This window comes from Spirosoma horti (assembly GCF_054776595.1).
On sequence record NZ_BAAHBQ010000005.1, the window covers coordinates 1 to 15,879 of the forward strand.

General features: G+C 51.3%; 13 protein-coding genes and 1 pseudogene. 10 read left to right on the forward strand and 4 right to left on the reverse strand.

Translation table 11 applies throughout. From position 1 onward, the window contains the following. Window positions 1–1,722, reverse strand: a pseudogene (locus ACYVAM_RS15055) (gliding motility-associated C-terminal domain-containing protein); the annotation flags it as partial. A gap of 430 nt (window positions 1,723–2,152) precedes the next feature. Then, a complete protein-coding gene (locus tag ACYVAM_RS15060) occupies window positions 2,153–3,658 on the reverse strand; it encodes a circularly permuted type 2 ATP-grasp protein (RefSeq protein ID WP_461068347.1) in 1,506 nt (501 codons plus the stop codon). Window positions 3,659–3,999: 341 nt separating this feature from the next. Between ACYVAM_RS15060 and ACYVAM_RS15065 the strand changes: the two genes are divergently transcribed. Both ACYVAM_RS15065 and ACYVAM_RS15070 read left to right on the forward strand, forming a co-directional pair. Beyond that, window positions 4,000–4,692 (forward strand): PepSY-like domain-containing protein, encoded by a 693-nt coding sequence (locus ACYVAM_RS15065; RefSeq protein ID WP_461068349.1) that lies wholly within the window; start codon window positions 4,000–4,002, stop codon window positions 4,690–4,692. Between the two features lie 137 nt (window positions 4,693–4,829). Further along, entirely contained in the window at window positions 4,830–5,441 is a 612-nt protein-coding gene (locus ACYVAM_RS15070) for an outer membrane beta-barrel protein (protein WP_461068351.1), read from the forward strand. A gap of 43 nt (window positions 5,442–5,484) precedes the next feature. Here the strand turns inward: ACYVAM_RS15070 and ACYVAM_RS15075 are convergent, their stop codons facing one another. Then, on the reverse strand, window positions 5,485–6,471 hold the full coding sequence (locus ACYVAM_RS15075) for an aldo/keto reductase (protein WP_461068353.1): 987 nt from the start codon (window positions 6,469–6,471) through the stop codon (window positions 5,485–5,487). A gap of 30 nt (window positions 6,472–6,501) precedes the next feature. Further along, complete coding sequence (locus tag ACYVAM_RS15080; RefSeq protein ID WP_461068355.1) at window positions 6,502–7,569, reverse strand: Ldh family oxidoreductase; 1,068 nt, start codon at window positions 7,567–7,569, stop codon at window positions 6,502–6,504. A gap of 109 nt (window positions 7,570–7,678) precedes the next feature. Between ACYVAM_RS15080 and ACYVAM_RS15085 the strand changes: the two genes are divergently transcribed. The 8 genes from ACYVAM_RS15085 to dapB all read left to right on the forward strand — a co-directional run bounded on the left by ACYVAM_RS15085 (window position 7,679) and on the right by dapB (window position 15,770). Then, complete coding sequence (locus ACYVAM_RS15085; protein WP_461068357.1) at window positions 7,679–8,260, forward strand: hypothetical protein; 582 nt, start codon at window positions 7,679–7,681, stop codon at window positions 8,258–8,260. A gap of 178 nt (window positions 8,261–8,438) precedes the next feature. Further along, a complete protein-coding gene (locus ACYVAM_RS15090; RefSeq protein WP_461068359.1) occupies window positions 8,439–10,427 on the forward strand; it encodes an alpha-amylase family protein in 1,989 nt (662 codons plus the stop codon). A 54-nt stretch (window positions 10,428–10,481) separates the two neighbouring features. Next, a complete protein-coding gene (locus ACYVAM_RS15095) occupies window positions 10,482–10,760 on the forward strand; it encodes a hypothetical protein (RefSeq protein WP_461068361.1) in 279 nt (92 codons plus the stop codon). Window positions 10,761–10,983: 223 nt separating this feature from the next. Continuing rightward, entirely contained in the window at window positions 10,984–12,009 is a 1,026-nt protein-coding gene (locus ACYVAM_RS15100; RefSeq protein ID WP_461068363.1) for an SPASM domain-containing protein, read from the forward strand. A 165-nt stretch (window positions 12,010–12,174) separates the two neighbouring features. After that, window positions 12,175–12,957, forward strand: a complete 783-nt coding sequence (locus ACYVAM_RS15105; protein WP_041615784.1) for a ParA family protein — start codon at window positions 12,175–12,177, stop codon at window positions 12,955–12,957. Between the two features lie 102 nt (window positions 12,958–13,059). Continuing rightward, window positions 13,060–13,974, forward strand: coding sequence for a ParB/RepB/Spo0J family partition protein (locus tag ACYVAM_RS15110; RefSeq protein ID WP_046375887.1), 915 nt, complete (start codon window positions 13,060–13,062; stop codon window positions 13,972–13,974). A 19-nt stretch (window positions 13,975–13,993) separates the two neighbouring features. Further along, window positions 13,994–14,890 (forward strand): DUF5683 domain-containing protein, encoded by an 897-nt coding sequence (locus tag ACYVAM_RS15115; protein ID WP_461068365.1) that lies wholly within the window; start codon window positions 13,994–13,996, stop codon window positions 14,888–14,890. A gap of 130 nt (window positions 14,891–15,020) precedes the next feature. Then, the gene (gene dapB / locus ACYVAM_RS15120) at window positions 15,021–15,770 is read left to right on the forward strand and encodes a 4-hydroxy-tetrahydrodipicolinate reductase (RefSeq protein ID WP_461068367.1); all 750 of its coding nucleotides are present in this window, start codon (window positions 15,021–15,023) and stop codon (window positions 15,768–15,770) included. The last annotated feature ends 109 nt before the right edge of the window (window positions 15,771–15,879 follow it).

Consider the following 15,879-nt stretch of genomic DNA (forward strand, 5'->3'; position numbering starts at 1 on the left):
GGTGTCTGGGGCTCCGGGTTGGAGGGAGGTGTTGATGGTGGCGATGGGGGTGTAGGTGTTGCCGTCGAGTCCGGTGGCTCGTTGGATGCGGTACTGGTAGGGGGCACCCAGGTCGCCGGGGTTGAGCCCGATGGGTCGTGACCATCGGAGGGTGATCTGTCCGTTGGGATCACGGGTGGAGTCGACGGTGACCTGGGTGATGACCGGAGCCAGCAGAGGCAGGTCGAGGCAGGCCTTATTAGAGGCCAGAGATACACCCCCATTAGTCCCGCCGTTAGGATCAGGGTAGACCGCTAGCAGTCGATAGGCATAGGAGACGCCCCGGCGGAGAGCGGATGTGTCGGTGTAGGTGGTGGCTGTGGAGGGCACCTGGGCGATACGGGTATAGCCCACTGGAACGCCAGTGATACAAGGAGGGAGAGGTGTGTCGTCGCAGCCCTCTTTGCGATAGATGGCGATGTAAGTACCGGGTAGTCCACAGGCGTAGGGACTCCAACTGAGCTGGATAGCGCGGCCATTGGCCGTAGCGGTGGGTCTGGCCGTCAGGTTCTGGATGGGGGGCCCGACGAGCCGGATGCGGAAAGTCTGGAAGGAGACCAGCGAGGGCGTTGGTTTGGGGGGCACATCGGTGACCTTGAAGGTCACGTCGTAGGGTGTCTCCCGAATCTGATTGCAGTTAGTTTGCCAGCTGAAGGTGGCCGTGGCGGGCTGGTTCTGGGTAATTCCTCCGTTAATGAGTCGGGCATAAGCAGGCTGGATGAGTTCGCCAGCGGCCAGTGGCTGACCATCCTGTCCCACATTGAAGACTCCGCCGAATCCCGAGATGATGACGCGTTGTCCGTCGGGGTCGGTGGCCGTAACGGGTTGGTTGATGAGCGTGCCAGCCTGAACGCACAGGTCCGGGATGGGCTGGATGAGCGGCCGTTTGTTGGGGCTGTCGACAACGACAATCTGCATGTCTCGGGTGATCTCGCCGATGAGCACGCCGTTGCGCCACTCTTCGACAATGAAGGCGAAATTAAATTGGCCTACCTGACCGGGGGCATCCCAGCAGAGTTCGCCGGTGATGGGGTTGATCGAGAAGGTAGGGGGCGCCCCGCCGTCTTCGCGGGCGGTGCTGAAGCGGGTCGGGTCTTGGTAGGCGCCGATGGGTCGTCCTGTACAGCTGTTGCCCAGGGGATCCGTCTTTGGCACGCTTAATCGGTAGGCGAGGCTATCGCCATCGGCATCGAAGGCGGCCGGATTGTGGCAGAACTTCTGGCCTACGCGTCCCGAGTCCAGGGGTGGGTTGAGCATCACCGGCGTGGAGTTGGTCAGCAGGGCCGCATTGATGTAAATCGTTGTCGAGACGAAAAACGGAATATTTAGTGACAGGTCGGGCGGAGGTAAATTAATAGTTCCCTTATTGCGATTGACAACGGTAATGCCAATGGTGAAGGTGCCCGGCCCGGCGTAGGTATGAACGGTCTTGTAGGTATTTATGGTTGAGGTGTTGCCGTTGATGTATTTTATTACGCTTCGCTTAACGACCTCCGTAGTCCCGTCACCAAAGCACATGGTGTACTCGTTAGCTGCGTCGGCGGCCATCTTTCCGCCGTTTGGGCCGGTGGTGTAATCATAATAGGCCGTGAACGTAATTTCGTATGTCAGGGAGGTGGCAGAAATTCGTTTGGTCGTGATTTCCCCTGCCCGCACGTGGGTAGCCTGGCTAATGTTAGGCAACAGGATGCAACTAAAGAAAAAAACTGAAAGGCTAAGACTGTAAATAAATCGCATACGATTAGTCCATTTGCATCTTAAACGTAAACAAATGGGAAAAGCGTATTCTTATTTGCCAGTGACTAATGCCTTGCTTAAACTTTATAAAAGCCCAGTCTATTGAATGCGTTTTTTTAGAAAAATAGTAGAAATACGCCGACCTGTTTCGTACATGCCCGTTGATTTTTCAGGCTGTCCCAAAGAGGTTGTCGGTTACGAACGTTAACGCCATCTTCCAGACGAATACGATAGGTGCCGTCAGACTATAATGGACCATGAGCAGTAGGGTAGGGTTTGTAGTTTGAGGTATACGGTTGGCTAACGCGTCAGCAAGCCAGCGAAAGCAACTGACGCGTCGGCCAACCGTATACCTCAAACTACAAACCGTAAACCCTCAATACAAAACCCAGGTATCTTTTCCTCCTCCGCCCTGTGAGGAGTTCACCACGAGAGAGCCCTTGCGAAGGGCTACCCGGGTTAGGCCACCCGGAATGACGTTTACGCCATCTCCATATAGAATATATGGGCGCAGATCGACGTGTCGACCTTCAGCGTGGTCGCCCACGATACAGGGAACTCTGGAGAGCGAAATGGTAGGCTGGGCAATATAATTACGAGGATTCTCTCTGATTTTCTGACGGAACAGGTCGTGCTCTTCCGGCGAGGCTTTTGGCCCAATAAGCATACCATACCCGCCTGCTTCGTTGGCCTCTTTAACGACCAGCTGTTCAATGTTATCCATTACATACTGGCAATCCTCTTCTTCCCGGCAGATGTATGTCCGCACGTTTGGAATGATCGCTTCTTCGCCCATGTAGTACTGAATAATGCGGGGCACATAGGCGTAAATTACCTTGTCATCGGCCACACCGGTGCCGGGTGCATTGGCCAACGCTACCCGGCCTTTTTTGTAGACTTCAAAAATGCCGGGAACGCCAATCATCGAGTCCGGATTAAACGCCTGCGGGTCCAGGAATGTGTCGTCGATACGGCGGTAAATGACATCGACGATCTGAAAGCCCTTGGTCGTGCGCATCTTCACATAACCACCGGATACGACCAGGTCGCGGGCTTCGACCAGTTCGACGCCCATTTGCTGGGCCAGGTATGAATGCTCAAAATAGGCTGAGTTATAAATGCCCGGTGTCAGCACGACCACGGTTGGATTGGGCCGGTCGGCAATGTACTGAAGCATTTGAAGCAACCGGGTCGGATAATCGGACACGGGTCTAACACCCGTCTGGGCCAGAACTTCCGGGAATGTCTGTTTGTTGAGTTCCCGGTTTTCGAGCATGTACGAAACACCCGACGGGCAGCGCAGGTTGTCTTCGAGAACCATCATGGTGCCATCGGCTCCCCGGATGAGGTCGGTGCCGGTAATGTGACACCAGATACCTTTAGGCGGTCTGACACCCAGGCAGGCAGGCAGAAATGATTTGCTGGATTCGATCAGGTCGCGCGGTACAACGCCGTCGTTCAAGATACGCTGCTCGTTATACACATCGTCCAGAAACATGTTGATGGCTTTGATGCGCTGAATCAGACCTGCTTCCAGTCGATCCCATTCGGCCGATTCAATGATGCGGGGAATAATATCGATGGGCATGATGCGTTCGGTTCCTTCGCCTTCTGAGTAAACATTGAAGGTAATTCCCATGCTCATCAACGCCCGTTCGGCTGCATGCTGTCGCCCAATAAGATCCTCACGGGTGAGTTGTTCAACGCGTTGTTGAAAAGGAACGTACCCATCCCTTACCTGCATCTGGCTGGCGAACATCTCATCAAAAAAATCTTCCGTATTATAATCGCTAAACGAAAAATTGCCATTGTCCTGACCCTGCGATTGAGTCATTCCATTGAGTGTCTGCGATTGCGATTGGCGGGCTTTTTGTTTTTTCATAGAACAATATATGGCAACAGAAATAATTTGCCAAACAGAATCATGTCTGGCTGTATAATATGCAAAGGAAGCACTGTAAATGTAAAGAATTGCACTGTCTTAGGCGCTTTTACCAAATTATTGATTGGCCTGGCCGATGTATACGGAATATCTGCACAATCAATATCTGTAGTTTTACTAACCTGCAGAACCTAGTTACTTGTGAGGACTACCTTACTTTTTTTTGTGTGGCTGCAACGGTAGATATACCTAGTACGTACAGTGAACATTGCCGGGGAACGAGTCTGCTTTGGGTTTAGTTTCCGTTTACATTTTTTTAACAAAACCAACCTAATACATTTATGAAAGCACTGCTTATGTTTAGTTGCGTGGCTGCCTTAGTCTTAAGCCTGAATGCCTGTAACCGTAACTCTGTTGACCCATCCACTGCCGACGCTTCTGCCCGTTCGGGTGGCGTCGCGAGCACTTCGCTTACCGGACCGCACAGCCTGACCGTCGTAGATGTAGCGACGTTGCCAGCCGCTATTACGACGTATATCAGCACGAATTATGCTGGAGCAACCATTAAGGAAGCCCTGAAAGATGATAAGGGAAATTATGCCGTGGCAATTACGGTCAGCAGCACCATTAAGCTATTGTTGTTCAAGGCCGATGGTACATTCGTAAAAGTCGCCGACGGTAAACCCGGCCGTGCTCCGCGCGATTCGGCCAACCATGCTCCCGGCGACTCGGCGCATCACCCCAGACATACACCTGGCGATTCTGTAAATCATCCAAAACCGCCCAGGCCTGATTCGGCCAATCACCCACGTCCCGGCAAAGGCCCGGATGTGACTACTGTAGCCACGTCGAGCCTGCCAGCCGCTATCACATCGTACATCAATACGAACTATGCCGGTGCTAAGATCGATAAAGCGGTGCAGGAAAAAATGTCCGGTGACTACCTTGTCGCCATTACGACGACGGATAAAAAGCGCGTTGCCCTGCTGTTTGGTTCCGACGGCACCTTTAAGAAAGCCGTGACGGGTCGATAACAGATAGATCTGGAGTAGCTTTTACAAAAAGACCCAACATGATTTGGGTCTTTTCTTTTGTTAAATAGTGCTAAAATTTTGTATTAAGCGAAGTATGTGGTTTACTATTGTATCAACTAATTAACATATCGGTGCTTATGAAGTCAATAGTATGTACACTAGCTTTTATTGTATTGGGATTCTCGACGGTAAAAGCCCAAACCGAGAAGGGGCGCTGGATGGTTGGTGCGCAGGTGGGAAATTTTCAGTACAGTACCCAAAATGGGTACAATTCGTTTTCCGGAAGTTTGTCGCCTTCGGCGGGGTACTTTGTAGCGAATAACCTGCTGATTGGTACGGGCGTGCCACTTAGCCTAACAACAAACAACTATTCTGGTCCAGGTGGGGATGTTCGGAATAGAAGTACGGGTATTGGTTTGTCTCCTTACGTGCGCTACTATGTTGGTAGCAATAAGCTAAAGCCTTATGTGGGTGTTTCCTACGCCTACTCGTCAACAAGACAACGCACCGATATGGGTTATCAGACGCTTAAAAGCAATGGATTTACATCGACTGTATCGCCAACTGTTGGCGTTGCTTATTTTATCAATCGTTCGGTCGCCATTAATGTCGGCCTGAATTATATATGGACACGATTTGATAATGGTAGTCCGGGGTATGATGGCTCTGGAAATCCGATTGAGAACATCACGTCAACCTCAAAATACCTGTCGCTAAGTATTGGCTTCCAGATTTTTCTGGGTAAATAAAGCCAAAGTTGAATGGGGCTGGTAGGCATGCCAGCCCCATTCGTTACCACAAATAATGAACCGGGTTTTTAATTCGTTCGTCGTAGATTTTTTTCACGGCTGCCATTTGTTCGGCGGATGGTGCGGGCCGATCAATAGCTTGAAGATTGGAGGTCAGGTGTTCCGATTTCGATGCGCCGGGAATAATGCAGCTCACCGCATCGAAGGCTAGAATCCAGCGCAGGGCATCCGGCGCCAGGTTGGTATCATCGGGAAAAACGGCCCTTAGCTCATCGACGGCTGCCAGACCTGTTTCATAATTTACCCCGGAGAAGGTTTCTCCCTTATCGAAAGCGGCTCCCTCCCGATTGAAATTCCGGTGATCATTGGCCGAAAAGGTCGAATCAGGCCTGAACTTGCCGGTGAGCAACCCACTGGCCAGCGGCACGCGCACAATGACGCCTACATTCCGCCGAAGGGCTTCGGTAAAGAACAACTCAGCGGGGCGTTGCCGAAACATGTTAAAGATGATTTGTACCGTCGTCACGTTTGGAAACTCAATTACTTTTAGAGCCTCCTCCACTTTCTCGACGCTGACGCCAAGATGCTGGATTTTTCCTTCCTCTTTTAGTCGGTCGAATTCGGCAAAGATGTCGGTCCGGTAAAAGACGTCGGTTGGCGGGCAATGCAACTGAATAAGGTCAAGAGTTTCCAGTCCCATATTGCGCAGACTATCCTCCACAAAAGCACGCAGTACCTTGGGTTGATACGCTTCATTGGTGTGCGGTTGCAGCCGACGACCGCACTTGGTAGCGACATAAATCCGTTCGGATCGTGACCGAACGAGCCGGCCGACGGCTTTCTCACTTTCCCCGTCGCCATATACATCGGCGGTATCAATAAAGTTAATACCCGCATCGACGGCCGCATTCAGAATCTGGTCGGCGTTGTCGTGGCTGAACGGATCGCCCCATTTGCCACCGACCTGCCAGGTGCCCAGGCTGATTTCGGAAATGGTAAAGCCTGTTTTACCCAGTTTTCGGTACTTCATCTGCTGGAGTTTGTGTAAGAGGTGATTGAATTACAACTTAATGCCAAAGCGCTCACCGAGTTCCTCCAGACTTTTCAGTACGGGTTCTACAACGGGAATGCCGTTTTCGAGCCGTTCGGCTTCCATTTCCCGTTCGGGATCGCCGGGAATTAATACCTGTTTTCCCTCGATCGCTTTGGCTTGCCGGAAGCGTTGAATCCAGGTATCCATATGCGTTTTAAACTCGTTGGCAGGCCGAAACGCATCAATGCGCATGGCCCCGAAAAAATGGCCAGTTCCCGCACCAACACCTTCATTAGCCTGCATAAAGCCTGCCGTCGCAAACGGTGGAACCCAGGGGCCATAGTTTGCCCCCGACAATACGCCCGAAAAAATATCGACAATGGCACCCAGGCCATAGCCCTTATGCGAACCATGTTCGCGGTCGGTGCCGAGCGGAAGTAATGCTCCACCATTTCGAATGGCGTTGGCATCCGTCGTTGGCTGGCCTTCGGCATCCTGCGCCCAGCCCAGAGGCACATCCTGTCCCTTGCGTTGGAGGATTTCGAGTTTGCCATACGCCACCGCTGTCGACGCAAAATCGGCCAGAAAAGTCGGCTCGGTAGCGGCCGGGATAGCGACGGCTATTGGATTCGTACCCAGGAGTTTGTCTAATGAAAACGTGGGTGCTACCAACGGGGCGGCATGGGTCATTGCCTGCCCGATCATGTCATGTTCAGCAGCCAGCAGCGCATGATAGCCCGCAATGCCAAAATGGTTGGAGTTGCGCACGGCCACCCAGCCTGTTCCGGCCACGCGAGCTTTCTCGATAGCTATCTGCATAGCCCAGGGCCCGACCACAAGGCCCAGGCCACGGTCGCCGTCGACAACCGCTGTTGATGGCGTTTCGTGAACGACCCGAATATGGGGTTGTGAATTGATGCGACCGTTGTCATAAAGTCGTATATAGCCTGGCAGACGCGCTACGCCGTGCGAGTCGACACCCCGCAGATCGGCACTAACGAGGACATCAGCCGCCAGGCGGGCATCCGTTTCGGAGCAGCCAATAGCCAGGAAAATTTGCTCAGTAAATAGTCGGAGTTGGTTTGCGGTAATCATGGCCGCAAATTAGCCAACACTTGGGGAATGGGTTAAATTTTTCTAAAAAATGGGGCCACTCCGTAAAATATACTGTTATTGACCGTAGATTCATTCACGCACATAGGTTATGAAGTCATTCCCCCAACGTCTATTTATGGTGGTTTTTGTCCTGATAGGCCAATACGCCATTGCTCAACCACAGGATACCCTCACCACTGAACAACTCCTTCAACGCAAAGGCACGGCCTACGCAGCTCAATTGCGGCCATCCCGCTACCTGGCCCTCGACGTAAACCATTTACTTGGGGGCTTCCAGCGCTATCGGTTTTTTGTGGGCGATGAACTGCATTTCAAATCAGGGGGCGAAAAATACCGGGAAGAGCTTTATGATGTAACGGATAGCACGTTCAGTGTCCTGATGGCCAATCAGGTCATGAATCGGGATGAACCGGTAACTTTCCGCTTCGACGATGTTCAGACCGTGTATCTGCATCGCCGAATACCGTTTGTTACAGCGGCCGGAACGCTTTTCCCCATCGCTGGGGGCGTTTATCTGTTGGCCGATGTAGTTAACAACCGGGGATTTTACAGCAACACGTTACCCGTTGTTGGGACATTAGTCCTGAGCGGGGCCCTGTTCCACATCATTAGTAATCCTCATATTCGGATCAATAAAAACCACAAGCTGAAAGTGTTGCGAACTTATTGACAGGCCGCCCAATAGGCGGGTGTTTACCCTTCTTCAGGCCTGCTATTGTGGCGTGTAGCACCAGCGTCTACGAGAGGTTCTAGCGCTGGGATGAACAGGGTGTAACGACGTGCTCTGTGTTCTTTTTACACAAAAGAGGACGTGTTTGGTTTTCCCAAAACCGTTTTACATTTGTCCTATGTCAACCTCCATCGAAACGCTCCAAGCCGACTGGTATCAGCACTACGCTGCCTATTCAGATGCCTATCAATCGGGCCGGTTGTCGTTTATAGCCAACCTGTTACCGCAAACGGCTGTGCAGTTTTCGGTGTATCAAACGCTGGAAATTCTGCACAAACGACTTGGCTATGAGACGATTCGCCGGGCACTGGACCCGATCGAGACGCTGGATAGTCCCGCCCAGATTTACTCGGATGGTTCGTGGCTGAAACGCAGCAACATGGTTGGGGTGAATGTTCGTACGCTTGGTTCTTTCTGGAAAGTGATTACATACGTACTGACTTTGCCCGCCAGTCACGACAGCATTCATTTATTACCCATCTGGGAGCCGGGTGTGGTGGGGAGTTTATACGGGATGGTGAGCTGGCAAATCAACCCGGAGTTTTTTGATGTCGAGCTGGCCCGGTTTGTACCCGGTCTCGACTCCGTCGAAAAACAGTTGAAGGTCGTGACCAACCTGCTTCACGCCATGGGCCGGACCGTTGGTATGGATGTGATTCCGCATACGGATCGCTTTTCGGAGATGGTACTGGCATCGCCTTCGTTATTCGAATGGGTGCAGCGCGATGAGAAAGGAGGCAACCCGACCACGTTACTGGATCATTCCAGCCTGGTCTATCGCTATGTAGAAGAAGCGATCTGGCAATTTCTTAAGTTTCGGGGTGCCGCCGACGGAACGCCCTTAACCTTCACAAAAGACGCGTTCTTCGCGACAACGCCGACGATTGGCGTGCCTGGACTGACTGATGACCAGCGCCAGCGAATCCTATTTGGATTGCCGAACGATTATAACGGACGCCTGACCCGACGACTGGGCCTGATTAGGCACCTCACCGCGCAGGGGCTTGAGACATTGCCTATGACGATGGCGCCCCCATACCGTGGTTTACACATCGATGCGGATGACTACACGACGGACGATTTTGGGCAAATCTGGTATCAATATGCGTTCGATAAACCTCAGCAAATGTCGCGGGTGTTCGGGCCGCTGGCGCGGTACCGTTTCTACGAATCGAAGGACAATAACCAGAACTGGGAACTTGACTTTGATCGGCCCAATCTGCCTGCCTGGAGCTACATCTGCCGAAACGTGAGAGATTGCCAGCAGAAATATAACTTCGATTTTATGCGGGGCGATATGGCCCACGTGCAGCTTCGGCCAACCGGTGTTCCGGCTAATCCCGATGCGTTTTATGATCCCTTGCAGGCCATAAAAAAATATGTACAGGCGAGTGGCGTTCCGTACTATGCGTTTTTTGCCGAAACCTTTCTGGCTCCGCCCGATACAATGGGGTATGGCGACGAACTCGATCATCTGGAAGCCATCGAGGCCGATTCGACGCTGGGCGATCTACAATCGCTGGTAGTTGGTTCGCCGGAATTCAGGCGACAGTTTACGGCTTATGCCGACCACCTTAAAACACGTCGGTTTGCGCCCAACTTTACGGTAATGACGGCCGATAAGGATGACCCGCGTTTCGATGAGTTTTATCGCACCGGCAATCTATTTCGCTATTTCACGGCGCTGTTTCTGACCGACATGCCCAGCTATGTCGGACTGGGTTTTGAAGTGCGGAATCTGCACGAAAAACGGGGACTCAACGAAGAGTACACCAAACTCTATGTTTTTCAGATTGAAGACGACCGCCAGCCCGACAAGGTGACGCATGGTCCGTTTGTCTGGGGGCAAAATGCCGAACAATTTGCCGCTATCGGTCGGATGCGCGTCTTTGCGGAAAGCATCTGGCCAGCTATCGTTGGTAAAGAAACCCGCTGGCTGGTTGGCCCGATGGATGGCAAAAGCTACATTGTCTGGACGCATACAGAACCAACCGGATATACCTTTGTGGCCAGTATGACCGGCGATTTACCAAAAACAGGTTCGGGTCTTGTGGCTGGAAACGTGGTCTTTGAGGAAGCAGGCTGTCAGATTTACGAACGGATATAGATTGGCCGCACGGATGCTTTTGGTATATTTAAAGAAATTAAATCAGTCAACAAAATGGAAGCAGTTGTTGAGCAGTCCGCCCTGACAGATTACGAAATGGAAAGAGGTAAACCTATGCCTAGTTTTAATCACGACGTAATTCAGGCCAGAATTTCACAGCAGTTGCTAAACGGTTATGAAAACCAGTTTACCATTGGTAGCGAAGTAACGTTGCAAAGTCCAAATCCGCCGACTGTTCCTGATTTAAGCATTTTTCCTACGCAACCACCTAACTGGACAAAAGACGAAATTAAGGTTGCTCGCATACCCTTGACGGTGGTCGAAATTCTATAGCCCTCTCAATCAGTAACTGAATTAATTGAAAAGTCGCTATTGTTTTTTTCGACAGGGGTTAAATCATACTGGCTCGTGCAGCCAATGCTACGGTTGTGTTCGTGCTGTTACCCGGCGACGAAGAGTTAGTCTTTCATAACGACATTCTCACCGACCCAACCAATGGTATTTCGATTGACTTGAAAAAGGTGTTTCGGTGAAAAGTTGACCGTACCTTTACTCCATGAATCGCAACCTACTCGACGGTCTCAACTTCGCTTCCAAACTAACGCCCAAGCGCATCGCCAATGCGCTGAAGGTGGTGTATAGTTATTATGAGTCCCGGCGAACCGGTAAAGCCACGCACCGGGGCTTACCCATGTCGGTCTCGTTCGAGCCCACGACTTCCTGCAACCTGCGTTGCCCGGAATGCCCCAGCGGATTACGGTCATTCACCCGCCCGACGGGCATGCTCGGCGAAGATCTTTATAAACGCACCATCGACGAGTTGCATGAAACGCTGCTTTACCTGATTTTCTACTTTCAGGGCGAACCGTACCTGCATCCTCAGTTTCTGGAATTGGTACGCTATGCTACCGAGCGTAATATCTATACGGCGACCAGTACCAATGCCCATTACCTGACCGATGCCAATGCCCGTAAGACAGTGGAATCGGGCCTGGATCGCCTGATTATATCGATTGATGGCACTACGCAGGAAGTGTATGAGCAATATCGGGTAGGCGGGAAACTGGAGAAAGTGCTTGAGGGCACGAAGAATATCATTCGCTGGAAAAAAGAACTCAAGTCGCGCACCCCGCATGTGGTCTTTCAGTTTCTGGTTGTGAAGCCCAACGAACACCAGATTGCTGAAGTCAACAAACTGGCCCGCGAATTGGGTGTGGATGAAGTAGGCTTAAAAACGGCGCAGATTTACGAGTACGAACACGGCTCCGACCTGATACCAACCCTGGATAAATACAGCCGGTATGCGCCCCAAGCCGACGGGACCTATCGGATCAAAAATGGCTTTGGCGACCACTGCTGGAAGATGTGGCATTCCTGCGTCATTACCTGGGATGGCCTCGTGGTTCCCTGCTGCTTCGATAAAGACGCCCACCATCGACTCGGCGACCTTCAGACCGAATCCTTCGCCGATCTCTGGCAAGGAGCAGCTTATACCGATTTCCGCCAAACCTTACTCCGGTCACGTTCCGAAATCGACATGTGCCGCAACTGCACGGAAGGCACAAAGGTCTGGGCTGACTAAAAAGTAAAGAGCGAAAGAGTGAAAGAGCGAAAAAGTGGAGTCAAGTTTAGGCGCTCTTTCGCTCTTTCACTCTTTCGCTCTTTACTTTTTGTGAAACATTCCGTGAAACAGTTCTTGCTTTCGTGAAAACTAACCGGCATCTTTGAACCTGCATCGCACAGACCCATGGGTAAAGTCATTGCTATCGCCAACCAAAAAGGGGGCGTCGGTAAAACCACAACAACTATCAACCTGGCCGCCAGTTTGGCCGCCCTCGAATTTCAGACGCTCATTGTCGACGCTGACCCACAGGCGAATTCCACGTCTGGGCTTGGCTACAATCCGAAAGAAATCGAGAACAGTATTTACGAATGTATGGTTGAGGGCGTTCGCCCTCAGGATGCTATTATTCAGACGGACTTTCCGAATCTGGACTTGCTGCCATCGCATATCGACCTCGTTGGGGCCGAAATAGAGATGATCAACCTCCAGAATCGGGAGGATAAAATGAAAACGACGCTCGACAGCATTCGCGACGACTACGATTTCATTATCATCGACTGCTCGCCATCACTTGGTCTGATCACGATCAATAGCCTGACAGCGGCCGATTCGGTCATCATTCCGGTTCAGTGCGAATACTTCGCGCTGGAAGGGCTGGGTAAGTTGCTCAATACCATCAAGATCATTCAATCGAGGCTCAATACGCATTTGGCGATTGAGGGTATTTTGCTGACGATGTACGACCTGCGCGTCCGGCTATCCAATCAGGTCGTTGGTGAGGTAACGAGCCATTTCCAGCAAATGGTTTTTAGTACCATCATTCCGCGTAATATTCGGCTGAGCGAATCGCCCAGCTTTGGCGTACCTGCCCTGGCGCAGGATGCCGACAGCAAAGGAGCCGTCAGTTACCTGAATCTGGCTCGCGAAATTCTGATTAAGAATGGCATGATGCCGCAGGAAGCTTAAATCAAGTATGTATGGCACAGGCTGCATGATATAGAATGATCTGATTCTAAGCGTTCGTTCTCTATCATACATCATACACCATACATCATACGTACTTGTCTTATGGACAACACCAAAGCACCGAATAAGAAGATGATAGGATTGGGCCGTGGCTTGGGTGCCTTGTTGCACGACAGTGAGTCGGTCAGTCGGCAGTCGAAACCGTCCCCATTTGAGTCGATCGGTACGATGACTGAAATCAGTTTGTCGTTGATTGAAACAAACCCATTTCAGCCTCGAACCCGTTTCGATGAAGAAGCCCTTCTGGAACTGGCTGACTCGATCCGGACGCAGGGAATCATTCAGCCCATTACGGTTCGGCAATTAGGCAAGGAACGGTATCAGCTTATTGCGGGTGAACGGCGTTTGCAGGCATCCAAAATTGTTGGCCTAAGCCATATTCCAGCCTATGTCCGGACGGCCAATGACCAGCAAATGCTGGAAATGGCGCTGATCGAGAACATTCAGCGCGAAAACCTGAATGCGATAGAAATTGCCCTCAGCTACCAGCGGCTCATTACCGAATGTAGCCTGAAGCAGGAAGAGCTGGGTGAACGCGTCGGTAAAAACCGGACGACGGTCAACAACTATATCCGGTTGCTGAAGCTCCCGCCCGTTATTCAGGCGTCGTTGCGCGACAATCGGATTTCGATGGGCCATGCTCGTGCCATTATCAATATCGAAAACCCGGAGACACAAATACGGCTCTTTACCCGGGCTGTGGATGAAGAATGGTCGGTTCGGAAGGTTGAAGAAGCGGTTCGGAATTTATCGGACGACGCCAGCGAGTTGGCGCCAACCCGTAGCGTTACCCTGCCCAAACAGGAGATGCGAAGCCTCCAGTTTAAACTGTCGTCTATGTTCGGTACGCGCGTGTCGATCAAAGCCGATGAAAAGCACAAAGGTGAAATAAAGATTCCGTTTACCTCTCAGGAAGAATTAGCCAAAATCCTGGAAGTGCTGAACTCACAAGCATAACTCTGTTAAATTACCTTAAATGGTGAACGAACGGCCCGAAAAAGAGGTCACGGGCCGTTGTTTGGGCATGAAGCAGTCTTTCTTCTTACTTATAAACATCCTGCTGTTGTGCTTGCCCATCGCTACCGCGTTTGCGCAACGTCCGGCTATTCGTCCGGCTCCAACGCCAGCCGCTGTTGATTCCACCCGAAAAGGGGAGTCAGCCTTTGACACCATTCCGTCGACCATTCGCCGTAACGGTGTTCAGATTCAGGTTGGAAAATCCGTGCTGACGGACGATGATTCGACCTCACTCGATACGCCCGACACGGTTCAGGTATCGGCCCGGCAGGAAGCTAAAATCCACAAGATCATTCCTAAAAAGGCGACGATGCGGTCGTTGGTGTTGCCTGGTTTAGGGCAGGCCTATAATCGACAATATTATAAAATACCATTTATCTACGTTGGCTTTGGCGTAATGGGCTATCTATTCGTCAAATACAGAGGCCTGGCTAAACAAGCCGAAACCGGCTACCGACGGTTGCTTTATGGCGATAAAGTAGGCGATGGATTTTCTGCTGGACTAGATTCGACCCTATATCCAAGTATTAGAGGGCCTATAATTAACACGCCGGATCAGTACGTTAAAGTAGAAGAGGTATTAATTGGAGTAAGCCCATTCAACGATAATAAAGTTGTTTTTCGAACAACGGCTAACGCTAAAAACGCCTATGACACGTTCCGGCGTTATCGGGATTTGAACCTGCTTTTGTCGGGTGTTTTGTGGGCCGTCAATATCATTGAAGCCAATGTGGCCGCTCACTTAAAGACGTTCGATTTAACCGACGACATTTCGATGACCGTCGAACCCAATGTGCTGCCTGCCCCTGGGATGGGTTTTATTCCGGCGGTTCGGGTGGCGTTTACGTTTAAATGACTGGGTTTACGGTTTGTAGTTTGTGGTTTGTCGTTGGCTGACGCGTCAGTTGCTTTCGCCGGTCCGCCGGTGCGGTCAGCCAACGACAAACCACAAACTACAGACTACAAACCACAAACCACAAACCTAAGTGAATATTCTTCTGCTGGGCTATGGCAAAATGGGCAAAACGATCGAGCAGCTTTTGCTTGAGCGAGGACACCAGATTGCCGCCCGAATTGACCGTGGGGACGGCCCCGGCCACAACCACGCTGAGTTAACGAATCTTGCCGCCGATGCCGTCGACGTCGTTATAGAATTCAGCTCGCCCGAAGCGGCAGCCGAAAACATCACGTATTGCCTGGAGCGGGGCTGGCCGGTCGTCTGTGGCACAACCGGCTGGTTGAACCGTCGGGCTGATATCGAAGAACTTTGCAAAACCAGAAAAGGCGCGTTCTTTTATGCGTCCAATTATAGCATTGGGGTTAATCTGTTTTTTCGACTCAACAAAGTCCTGGCGCAGTTTATGCGGAACTACCCGTCCTATCACGTGTCGATGACCGAAATTCACCATACCGAAAAGAAAGACGCACCCAGCGGAACCGCCATTACGCTGGCCGAAGGGGTTATGGAGCAGCTAGCCAGCAAACGCCGTTGGGTTAGCAACGAAGCGGGTCATGAGCCACATCCCGTAGGCGAAGATGCCATCGAAATCCAATCATTTCGTGAAGGAACGGTGCCGGGTACACATACGGTTCGCTACGATTCTGACGTTGACCAGATTGAGATCTCTCACGTGGCACACAGTCGGCAGGGCTTTGCTTTAGGCGCTGTCGTAGCGGCTGAGTGGCTCGTTGGTCGTGAGGGTATATTCGGGATGGATGATCTGCTGGGGAATTGAATGATGAGCGGTTAACTAAAAACCAGTTCATCTTCGTAATTTCGTAGCCAATCAGCTATCGTCCGACAACTCGTTCATAATTTATCATTCATAATTCATCATTCAGTAA

What these genes read in the sequence shown, in the direction of transcription:
- ACYVAM_RS15060 (WP_461068347.1), bottom strand. Translation starts at nt 3,658, where the DNA reads ATGAAAAAACAAAAAGCCCGCCAATCGCAATCGCAGACACTCAATGGA.
- ACYVAM_RS15065 (WP_461068349.1), top strand. Translation starts at nt 4,000, where the DNA reads ATGAAAGCACTGCTTATGTTTAGTTGCGTGGCTGCCTTAGTCTTAAGC.
- ACYVAM_RS15070 (WP_461068351.1), top strand. Translation starts at nt 4,830, where the DNA reads ATGAAGTCAATAGTATGTACACTAGCTTTTATTGTATTGGGATTCTCG.
- ACYVAM_RS15075 (WP_461068353.1), bottom strand. Translation starts at nt 6,471, where the DNA reads ATGAAGTACCGAAAACTGGGTAAAACAGGCTTTACCATTTCCGAAATC.
- ACYVAM_RS15080 (WP_461068355.1), bottom strand. Translation starts at nt 7,569, where the DNA reads ATGATTACCGCAAACCAACTCCGACTATTTACTGAGCAAATTTTCCTG.
- ACYVAM_RS15085 (WP_461068357.1), top strand. Translation starts at nt 7,679, where the DNA reads ATGAAGTCATTCCCCCAACGTCTATTTATGGTGGTTTTTGTCCTGATA.
- ACYVAM_RS15090 (WP_461068359.1), top strand. Translation starts at nt 8,439, where the DNA reads ATGTCAACCTCCATCGAAACGCTCCAAGCCGACTGGTATCAGCACTAC.
- ACYVAM_RS15095 (WP_461068361.1), top strand. Translation starts at nt 10,482, where the DNA reads ATGGAAGCAGTTGTTGAGCAGTCCGCCCTGACAGATTACGAAATGGAA.
- ACYVAM_RS15100 (WP_461068363.1), top strand. Translation starts at nt 10,984, where the DNA reads ATGAATCGCAACCTACTCGACGGTCTCAACTTCGCTTCCAAACTAACG.
- ACYVAM_RS15105 (WP_041615784.1), top strand. Translation starts at nt 12,175, where the DNA reads ATGGGTAAAGTCATTGCTATCGCCAACCAAAAAGGGGGCGTCGGTAAA.
- ACYVAM_RS15110 (WP_046375887.1), top strand. Translation starts at nt 13,060, where the DNA reads ATGGACAACACCAAAGCACCGAATAAGAAGATGATAGGATTGGGCCGT.
- ACYVAM_RS15115 (WP_461068365.1), top strand. Translation starts at nt 13,994, where the DNA reads ATGGTGAACGAACGGCCCGAAAAAGAGGTCACGGGCCGTTGTTTGGGC.